This window comes from Shewanella sp. SM32 (assembly GCF_025654235.1).
Classification (GTDB): domain Bacteria; phylum Pseudomonadota; class Gammaproteobacteria; order Enterobacterales; family Shewanellaceae; genus Shewanella; species Shewanella oncorhynchi.
Window position 1 is genome coordinate 17,888 of record NZ_JAKKRO010000067.1, and the last position, 10,002, is coordinate 27,889.

The following is a 10,002-nucleotide window of genomic DNA, read 5'->3' on the forward strand; positions in this document are numbered from 1 at the left end:
TAAAGTATAAAAAAACAAAACTATCTCTTACGGATTTCAAGTGTGACATCTGGCGCATCTTCCCAGTTAATGGGTTTAATATCAGTGACACAAGAAACGCCTGGACGAGTACTTTTATAGGAATTTACACCTGTAACTTTACCATCGAAAAACCAAAAAATACGGTAATCATGATAACCAAAACCAGCCCCAGTTTTACAAAATTGCCATGCCTCATTCTCTCCTTGGAACTGACGATCATCAGGTGGCCCCATAATATTAAGCACTTGTTCCTTGGTATCTCCAGCATTAACTAAAATAGATTGCTTATCGAGTGAACCACAACCTGAAAGTATGATGAAGATACCTAACAATAAAATTCGATACATAATAACTCCCTGTTATATATTTAAATTCTAAGCTAATTCATTTTGCAAATAGCTTTTGTGCCCAGCGGGTTAATCCGGCTGTCACTGAGCCAAAGTGATCGCCGACCACGACCGGAATATCGGGATAAATGCCAGCAATTTTTGCATAAATCGCCGGGCTTCGTGCCGTACCACCCGTCACGTAAATCACATCGGGTTTACACTCTGCTTCAGCGGATAAATCCTCTGTTGCTGAGCGGTTTACCGCGACATTTGTTGCAGCCAAAGTTTTCGCAGCTTGCGTGAGCGCTTGGTGCATCAGGGCTTCCACTTTCGTCAGCGACGGCTCAATGGCATTTTCAAACAATTCACGACTCACACCCGCGTGCAGCGCCGCTTCGATAAAATCCAGATTAACATCAGTATTATCGGTATCTGACAGTGCAATTTTCGCACGCTCGGCTTGGCGAACCAGTTGATAGCTTAACTGCTGCTGTTGCACCTTTAACAATCGCTTCAGTAACTGTGGCTGCTCGGCTTCTTTAACCAATTCATCAATCAATTTACGGCTACTTAAGGTACTGAATTCTCGCTGAGCGCTAATATCATTCACTGCGACCGCATTCCAAAATGTTTTACTGGGCATAGGTTTGCCATTGATCATCAAGGAGCCTAAACCAAAGTGCGGCATAAAGGCATTCATTGCAAGGGCGATATCAAGATCGTTACCGCCGATCCGCTGGCCGCTGTGACCGAGGAAATCTTCACTGCGATCCGCTTTTTGTTTATGGGCGGGTCCCATTTTGACCACAGAGCAGTCCGTTGTACCGCCGCCTACGTCAACGACCAATACCGTTTTGTTGTCGGTCAAGGTCGCTTCATAATCCATCCCCGCCGCTAACGGCTCGAACAGAAAATCAACGTCGATAAAACCCGCGCGTTTTGCCGCTAAGGTCAAAATGGCTTCGGCCTGACGGTTACTCTCTTCACCGCCTATGCCTTGAAAGTTCACCGGACGACCAATAATCGCATGGGTGATCATCGCAGTGCTACCCTGTTTCACAAGGTCTTTTTCAACTAACACAGATTCGGCGCGTACTTTAATGTGCTGCATCATCAGGGTAACAATATCTTCAAACAGGGCCACTTGTTCGGGTCTAAGCCCTGTCGCGCCTAAAAAGGATTTTGGCGAACGGACATAGAATCCCTCCTCCGGCATCTCTAAATACGCGCTCACCGCCTGCTCGCCAACAAATACAGCCTGAACATCGGCATCGAGATCTAACTCATGGCGCACCATACGGGCACGGCTCAATTGTGCGGCGCGCTTTTTGGCGTAATCGGCTTTTAACTCAATAGGAAGACCACGATAAACCGCCTCGGCGATCAGTTCCCTGTCCATCGCGTATAAGGTCGAAGGCAAATAAGCTGATTGCTCTGATAACGCCAATAACTGCACACCATCACCCAGCATGATCCCTACGGCGCAGTTAGCACTACCATAATCAAATCCAACAAACATACCTTTTACTCCCGCGATAAAAAAGCCGAGCAAGATAACATAGTTTGCGATAATGCCCAAGGAGTTAACACTGACAGATTTATCCTCAAGGAAGCCGCGCTTGCACAGTTTCTCAAGACTTAAATCGCAGTAACGCGAACAGAATTTAAGCTCAATCCAAGATGATCATCATAAGGTCATATTTCTGTCACACTCGTCATCAAGTTGACATATTTCCCTCGTATCTTTATCCCAGATAAATCCCAGACTGATTTTGGCGTGTACGCAATATTTATCATTGAAATTCCTTCACTTGTCGGCAGTAAATCTGATTGCACAACGGCGGATGAATGCTATTGTATATTGCGCCATGACGCTTGCTTAAAGGAGCTGTGCAGTGTCCCCGAATACCGATAAACTTTCGATTGATAAAGAACTCTCTTGGTTGTCTTTTAATGAGCGGGTATTGCAAGAAGCCTGCGATCACAATGTTCCCTTAGTGGAGCGAGTGCGCTTTTTAGGGATATTTTCCAATAACATGGATGAGTTTTTTAGGGTGCGTGTGGCTGCGGTCAGACGCTCCATTTTGCTCTCATCCCTGCAGGAAGGTCGCAGTAATAGCCGCCATTTAATGGCCAAGATCCAATCGAAAGTGATGGCATTGCAAGAAAGGTTCGATGGCATATACACGGATTTAATGCGCGAACTTGTACGTCGTAATATTTTGTTAATCAATGAGAAACAATTAAGCGAGTTCCACAGCGACTGGCTGAAAAAGCATTTTAGAGACCATTTCAAACGCCATATCGCGCCGCTTATGGTCAATAATAATCGCGATCTGATCAAGCAAATCAACGACGACGCCACCTATTTGTGTGTGTGTTTGTTCACTAAAGCTCGCCGCCAATACGCCTTAGTCGAAGTGCCGACTAAAAATGTACCGCGGTTTATCGAACTCCCAGCCGAAAAGAGTAAAGCGAAAAAATATCTGATTTTATTAGATAATATTATTCGCCACTGCGTAGATGAACTCTTTGGTCCCTTCTTCGAGTACGATGCTATCGAAGTGTATTCGATGAAGTTAACCCGCGATGCCGATTTTGATATCACTGACGAGCTTGAACAAACCCAGCTTGAGAAAATGACCAAGGGATTGAAAAAACGTCTTACCGCCGAGCCTGTACGCTTAGTGTATGACAAAGAAATGCCTGAACACATGTTGGTGATGCTCAAAGAAAACCTGAACATCAGCTCGACCGAATGTTTGATCCCAGGCGGGCGTTACCACAGCTTTAAAGACTTTATCGCCTTCCCCAACCCGAGCCGCGACTACCTCGAAAACGAAAAACTACCGGCGCTCAATAGTGCAGGTTTTGGCCGCAGTGCCAACAGTTTCGATGCGATTCGGATGGGCGATATCATGCTCAATTATCCGTACCATAAGTTTTCCCACTTTACCGAAATGGTGCGCCAAGCGGCCTACGATCCGGCGGTGCGCTTTATTCGAATTAATTTATATCGAGTGGCGAAAAAATCCCATGTAATGCAATCGCTTATCGATGCAGTGAAAAACGGCAAACAAGTCACCGCCGTCATTGAACTCAGGGCCAGATTCGATGAGCAATCCAACATCGAATGGACCCGCATCTTGGCCGAAGCGGGCGTCAAAGTTCACCACGGTATCACCAGCTTAAAAGTACATTCCAAGTTGTGCTTGATTGGCCGCGAAGAACAAGGGGAAATCAAACTCTATTGTCACGTTGGCTCAGGCAACTTTAACGAAGGCACGGCGCGGGTCTACACTGACTTGTCGCTGTTCACCGCCAATCAAGAAATTGCCCGAGAAGTAGAGCAAGTATTTGACTTGATTGAACATCCGTATCGCCGCGATAATTTCCAGCATTTAATCGTGTCGCCCTACGATGCCAGACAAAAACTGAGTCACTTAATTGATAATGAAATCGTTAATGCCCAGAGCCATATGAAGGCGGCGATTACCTTAAAATTAAATAACTTACTCGATGAATCCTTGGTCCAAAAACTCTATGAGGCTTCAGCCGCTGGGGTCAAAATCAAGTTACTTATTCGCGGCATGTGTTCGCTTATCCCGCAAATTCCGGGGATCAGCGACAACATCGAAGTCTATAGTATCGTCGACCGATTCCTCGAACACTCGCGGGTGATGCTGTTCCACGCGGGTGGAGAGAACAAACTCTTTATCTGCTCCGCCGACTGGATGAGCCGCAACATAGATAATCGCGTTGAAGTGAGTGTACCGATTTATGATCTGCGCCTAAAACAGATGATAATGGATATTTTATCCTTACAATTCAATGACAACACTAAAGCACGTGTCATCAACAAGGAACAAAGTAATCCTTATCGGAATCGCGGTAACAAACGAAAAGTGCGTTCTCAAATTGCCATTTATCAATATCTGATTAATTATGAGAAGCGCCAACTGCAAGAATTTAATGCCTTACGTATGTCCACCCATGAGGGTGACGCTGAGCGAGAAGTGAAAACTCAGCCTGACATAACACCAGAGTTACGGGCCAAAGCCAGCTAACCGCTGGCTTTATATCGCTTTGATTGCCTAAGGATAATCCGATTGGTAACCACATATTCGCACACACAGTCACACGTTACGCCCAGCAATGTACTCGCAAACTCTAAATCGCGTCACTTTGTCGCCATCGATATGGGGTCGAACAGTTTTCATCTGGTCATCGCCCGCGAGCAAGATGGCAGTTTGCAGATTTTACATAAAGAAAAACAACAGGTTCAGCTCGCCACTGGACTCAATGCGCAAAATATTCTCGACAATGACGCCATAGAACGTGGGCTCAATTGCCTACGGGATTTTAACCAACGATTTTCCAATCTCGACCAAGCGCAAGTAAGATTAGTCGCCACCCACACTCTGAGAATCGCCAAAAACCGCGATCAGTTTATCGAGGCGGCGCTCGCCATCATGCCCTATCCGGTGGAGGTCATTTCGGGCCATGAAGAAGCGCGTTTGATTTATAACGGTATTGCCCAAAGCCAAGTGCTAGGAAAAAGTAATTTAGTCATCGATATCGGTGGCGGTTCTACCGAAGTGGTGATCGGCCAGAAAAATACCCCAACTCAGTTATCTAGCCTGCGCTGCGGTTGTGTGAGTTTTAATGAGCGTTTCTTTATTGATGGGCTCATCACCCCTGCCTCATTTCGCGATGCCCAAAGTGCGGCCGATAAGCAGTTCGCGTCGCTCTCAAAGGAATATTTCGTGGGCGGCTGGGAACTCACCTTGGGTAGTTCAGGTACAGTGAAAGCCATCTGCGAAGCAATTCAAGAAGAGCACGGCGATGAAACCATCACGCTGCCACGACTCAAACAGCTCAAAATCAAGTTGATCAAATGTGGTCATATTAGCCAAATTCAATTTGCCAATGTCGATGATAAACGCATTCCTTTAGTGCCCGCCGGACTGGCCATTTTAATCAGCTTTTTTAGGCGCTTACCGATTCAAAAACTTGAGTTTAGCCCAGGCGCACTGCGTGAAGGCGTACTCTATGAACTGGCAAAGATTGGTCAATATCAGGATATTCGCCACCGCACCGTCGACAGTATTGCCCAGCTTTATCATATCGATATGGCCCACGCCGCTAAGGTACGCGACACTGCCATGGCCTTGTTTGAACAGGTCGCCGACGAATGGCAATTAAGGCCCCATGCGCGCTTGCTTGCCTATAGCGCGACTTTACATGAAATCGGATTACACATTAATTCAAAATCCCTGCACAAACACGGCGGTTACATTATCAGTAACAGTGACTTACCTGGGTTTAGCGAAGCATTACAGCTGGATTTAGCGCGGCTTATCACCAATCACAGAAAGAAGCCTAACGAATTAATGCTCGCTGAACTCGATCCCAACCATAAGCTCACACTCAATCGCCTGCTCTGCTTGCTTAGGCTCGCTGTCTTGCTCAATCTTGGCCGTATCGCTAAGACGCTGACCTTAGATCATATTAAAGTGATCCCCGATGGACTCATGCTAGTACTACCAAGCCATAAACGGAAAATCAGCTTGTTTATGAAAGATTTACAGCGAGAACAAAAACAAATGCTCACCCTTGGAATGAACCTGCGTTTAGTGTCGAGTCTGACTTAGCGGTTACGGCGTTAGCTCAGCCTAACGTGGCCGAGCCGAGTGTGGGTTAACTCTGTGTGAGTGTATTTAGCGAAGGATTCGGCACTGTTCGGCGCTAAAATATTGCCCTTAATCGAGGGCCATTATCTCGCCTAAAACAAGGTTAAGTTAGCTGTCAATCTGGCTAGGTAACCGGATTTCAACAGCATAGCGGTAGACTTAATCCATGCGCCACAACAGATTAAAGTTTAAAGGATTTTTAACCCTTCACTAAAGCACAAATTCCTGCTCGCGCGTTTGCCGCTGAGTGGGGATTTCTGCTATCATCCACGGCTGACTAATCATAATTCCACGAATTTAAAGATAATCAGAGTCAAACCCTTTTTATCTCGCGATATCAGCCCCATCGCCTGCAGGTACAAGTATGATTAACCACTTTAGTGTGCTTGGTATAAAACCCAGTGCCAAAGAAGACGACATTAAAAAAGCCTATCGACGGCTGTCAAACAAATATCATCCCGACAAGTTGTTAGACGCCTCGGAAGAGGAAAAGCAGCAAGCCGCCGTACAACTTGAACGCGTTAAAAATGCTTATGATGTGTTGTCCGATCCTAAGCGACGTAATGCGTTTATCAAAGATTTCAATAACGTCATAGTGACCGATCCCGCTAGTGCCATGCGCGAGCTGTGGGATCAATTTTATCCTTGAGCGTTTTCTAGAGTAGTGTCAAATGGTCAAAAAACTGAATATCTCACGCATTAATGAGCTAAAAAATAATGCCTACGACAATATCGAGTCCTACGACGATCCCGATACACCTAAAGCGCTAGAGCAATTTACTAGCCAAATCAAAAAGGTGTTAGAAGCCGATCCTAAGATGCTCGATACTGTGCCTGAGTACCTGCCTGTCGCGCTTTACGGTCGAATTAAGTTTCCCGCCGAAGCCAAACTCAAGTGGGCACATTGGATAAACACGGCTACTCAACCCGAGTGGGATGAGTTTAAAGTCACGATTGGCTTTAACAATGCTGATTTACCTTTAGTGTTAGCCGTGCGTGGTTACTCGGAAACCTTACTGATTGAAAGCTGCGCCGTGCTGTATTTACTTGAAACTCAAGGTAAAGCAACGCCAGCAGCAAAACATCACGACGATGAAGATGATGACAACGATTATGTTGGTACCTCAGATAACGACGACGATGATGATGAAGGCGAAGAGGAAGATGGCTACTACGATCACTACGATGATGAGGACCGCTAATGAACACTAGTCTCATTGAGATTACCGTCGCTGAAATTAAAGAGTTGGCGGACGTAGAGCCAAAACAAGCGAGCAAACGCTTTGAAATCATTGCAAATACTATGAGCGACGAGCAATTAGTCGAAGTTATCGAACACATGGATATCGTCACGCTGACCCAAATCAACAGTCACCATGATATCTCTTGTCCTTCGATCATGTCTGAACTCATGACCCCAGAACAAATTCGCGACATCGTCTGTCAGCAACCTTTGTACTGGGAAGAAAAAATCAAAAACAATGCCGAAGAACTTATTCAGCATACCTTTGATTTTTTGACCTATTTAATTCGCATCCAAGATAGCGAAGAAAAACAAACTGCGATTTTAGAATGTATCGCCGAAGATCCTGCGGGCCTCTTCTACCTGTCGATCCCTTTCATCGAAATGATGTTAGGCGAAAAACATGAAGATGAAGACGGCTACACCGATCTCTACGATGACGAAGAAGACACTGAGACCATCGGCTACGACAGCCGCGTCGCCAGTGAAGATGCACACAGCCTCAGCATAGACGACCCACGCAGCCTAATGGCCTTGATCCACGAGCTCGCGCCCGATGTTGAAAAAGCCATTAAGAGTCTGCTGCGTAACGAAAGCTCAGGTTGGGAAATGATCATCAGCAAGTTTGTCAACGAGCTGGTTATTCAAGCCAAAGAGAAAAACCAAGTGACGGATGAATACGCTGAAGTCGATGATATGTTTAGCTTTTTGGATTAAGGAATTATTTGATGCAACTGGTACTGCGTGATGTAGATCAAGGACCCTACCTAAGCAAGGTATTGATCCAAGGCCAAGCAGACGAAACGCTGAGCGGTGAACAGCTGTCACAAATCAAATCCAAAGCCATTTTGATGAGCCTCAAACTGGCCGATAAGTTTTACAACAAGTACAAAATGCACCTGCTTGAACAAGCGGCACACGATGTCATTGGTGTGGTCAGCCTTGGTTTGATGGAGTTATCAAACCAGAATCCGCAGCAGGCAATACGCCTGTTGATCACCGCCGATGGCGTAGTCAAATGCTTTCAAAAAGGCTGGAGCATGCTCAGCACTGTCAGCAAGCACAAACTCGTCAACGGCAAGTCACTGTACGGCGATGTCGACAAGTTCTTGCTTGAACAAGTGTCTAGCCCGCCAGATGCGGAAGAATGGTTAGGCTATGAAGCCTATCAAGATGCCCTGCTTGAACACCAACGCCAACAGTCAATTGCGGCCTTATTGGCACAGTTTTACGCGCAATCGAGCTATGATCCGCTAGATTTTCTCAATTTAGAGAGTGTATTAGCCGAAGCAGTACTGTATCGATTGTTGTTTGATGGCGCCAAAGTCAGACAGGATTTGAAAAAGCGTATCGGCAAAATCACCTTAAAAGAGGAATGGTTTACCCGTGAGCATATCGAATTGGAAACCCAGAAAGCGTTAGCAGAATTACCCGCAGAACTCGCTGAAACAATCAGTAAAGATCTCGGTAAAAACTTTGTCCCCGCCCTACTGCGTACCCTGCACTTTGCGAAAAGCTACCGCGAACTCTTACTCAGCGACGCTTCACCTGAACGCTTAGAAAGATTCGAACATAAAGAAGGTCTCGTCGGCCTTCTCGGCTGGCCACTCTACATAGTACTTTGACCGCTACTTTGATCGGTAATATGATCAATAGGTTAACGAGTGCTTGACTCGCTTAAAATGAGTGCTTTATTGAAAAATAAAGCACTTTTTTACTGTCTTTTGTCTCTATGCCCAATCTCAATAATCAGTATTGAGGTCTCAGTTTTGAGTGGTTTTAGCTTGAAAATAAGTGACTTACAGAGATAACACTCTTCAGTTAGATAAATTCTGGAGATTCATCCCTCCTCAGATAACCCCAAATCCGAAACATGCCATTTTCTATCGAATAAGGAATTGAATATTGGGCTAATTGTGCGCTTACAACATCAGAAAAGTCCGTCACTCGATCCGCCACTAATCGGCCTAGCCATTCTCTTTTGAATGGATCAACTTCTAACCACTCAATGGTTTCTGCTATTTCAAGTAACTCATGCCACCACACAGCAGTAAAACCTGCATTTGGATTTTCATCATAAATCAATTTGTATCGCACATAGGGAATAAAGTCTTCAGATCCATTTAATGCCTTTTCAAGCTCGCACCACTTTGTTTTATTCATTACAGACGAAAGCTGATGCTCGTTTACATACTTCAAAACTTCAGAATTCATTTTTTAGTGTCTCAAGCGACTAAGTGAAAAACTAAATGATATAGCTTTAATAGATATATATTGCCAATAAAAACTAATTAAAATGACAGATAAAATGATGGGCAATAAATTAGGCCATCCATTTTAAACCGTGGAGCGCTTATTGGTTTGACCTACTCATATAAGCTTGCCATCGTATTTGCTCGTCGACAGGGTGAATAGAAGCCTAGGGATTCTAAGTTTATGAACGAGAGCCATGGAGGGCGAACTGGCAGTTAAGCACTGAAGGATCCCCTCATAAATCAGCCATAGCATAGCCATATTTGAGCAACTGATTGGCGAATAATACCCAGGCCGCCAGCAATTCTTTCTCCGTGATTTGATAATCAGGCCGCCTGAGTACCTCCAATCCCAAGCGAATCGTTGAGAGTACCGTTCGATGCCCAATGGTATTGGCCTGAAAATGCTTATCCCAGCCCTGTTGCTGTGCGTGTAAACCAACTAGCCACAACAGGCATTGAAC

9 protein-coding genes and 1 pseudogene are annotated in these 10,002 nt (G+C 45.3%); 6 read left to right on the forward strand and 4 right to left on the reverse strand.

Annotated features, from left to right (window positions below):
• Positions 1-20: 20 nt before the first annotated feature.
• Complete coding sequence (locus tag L5M10_RS20025) at positions 21-368, reverse strand: hypothetical protein (protein WP_263166477.1); 348 nt, start codon at positions 366-368, stop codon at positions 21-23.
• 37 nt (positions 369-405) lie between these two features.
• Positions 406-1,869, reverse strand: a complete 1,464-nt coding sequence (gene yegD / locus L5M10_RS20030) for a molecular chaperone (protein ID WP_263166478.1) — start codon at positions 1,867-1,869, stop codon at positions 406-408.
• A 376-nt stretch (positions 1,870-2,245) separates the two neighbouring features.
• On the opposite strand from yegD, the gene ppk1 reads away from it, so the two are divergent.
• The 6 genes from ppk1 (at position 2,246) to atcC (ending at position 8,911) form a co-directional block, all read left to right on the forward strand.
• Positions 2,246-4,417 carry a polyphosphate kinase 1 gene (ppk1, locus tag L5M10_RS20035; RefSeq protein ID WP_028760273.1) on the forward strand — a complete coding sequence of 724 codons (2,172 nt, stop codon included), beginning with the start codon at positions 2,246-2,248 and terminating at the stop codon, positions 4,415-4,417.
• 42 nt (positions 4,418-4,459) lie between these two features.
• Complete coding sequence (locus L5M10_RS20040) at positions 4,460-6,004, forward strand: exopolyphosphatase (protein WP_411568974.1); 1,545 nt, start codon at positions 4,460-4,462, stop codon at positions 6,002-6,004.
• A 403-nt stretch (positions 6,005-6,407) separates the two neighbouring features.
• On the forward strand, positions 6,408-6,692 hold the full coding sequence (locus tag L5M10_RS20045) for a J domain-containing protein (RefSeq protein WP_263178610.1): 285 nt from the start codon (positions 6,408-6,410) through the stop codon (positions 6,690-6,692).
• Between the two features lie 22 nt (positions 6,693-6,714).
• Positions 6,715-7,245, forward strand: a complete 531-nt coding sequence (gene atcA / locus L5M10_RS20050; protein WP_263205477.1) for a cold adaptation protein AtcA — start codon at positions 6,715-6,717, stop codon at positions 7,243-7,245.
• Positions 7,245-8,003: a cold adaptation protein AtcB gene (gene atcB / locus L5M10_RS20055; RefSeq protein ID WP_006086363.1), complete on the forward strand. Its 759-nt coding sequence runs from the start codon at positions 7,245-7,247 to the stop codon at positions 8,001-8,003. Before atcA ends, atcB begins: the two co-directional genes overlap by 1 nt.
• A gap of 11 nt (positions 8,004-8,014) precedes the next feature.
• On the forward strand, positions 8,015-8,911 hold the full coding sequence (atcC, locus tag L5M10_RS20060; RefSeq protein ID WP_006081327.1) for a cold adaptation protein AtcC: 897 nt from the start codon (positions 8,015-8,017) through the stop codon (positions 8,909-8,911).
• Positions 8,912-9,107: 196 nt separating this feature from the next.
• Here the strand turns inward: atcC and L5M10_RS20065 are convergent, their stop codons facing one another.
• Complete coding sequence (locus L5M10_RS20065) at positions 9,108-9,500, reverse strand: DUF6678 family protein (RefSeq protein WP_028760278.1); 393 nt, start codon at positions 9,498-9,500, stop codon at positions 9,108-9,110.
• Between the two features lie 274 nt (positions 9,501-9,774).
• Positions 9,775-10,002 (reverse strand): annotated as a pseudogene (locus L5M10_RS20070) (IS4 family transposase); the annotation flags it as partial.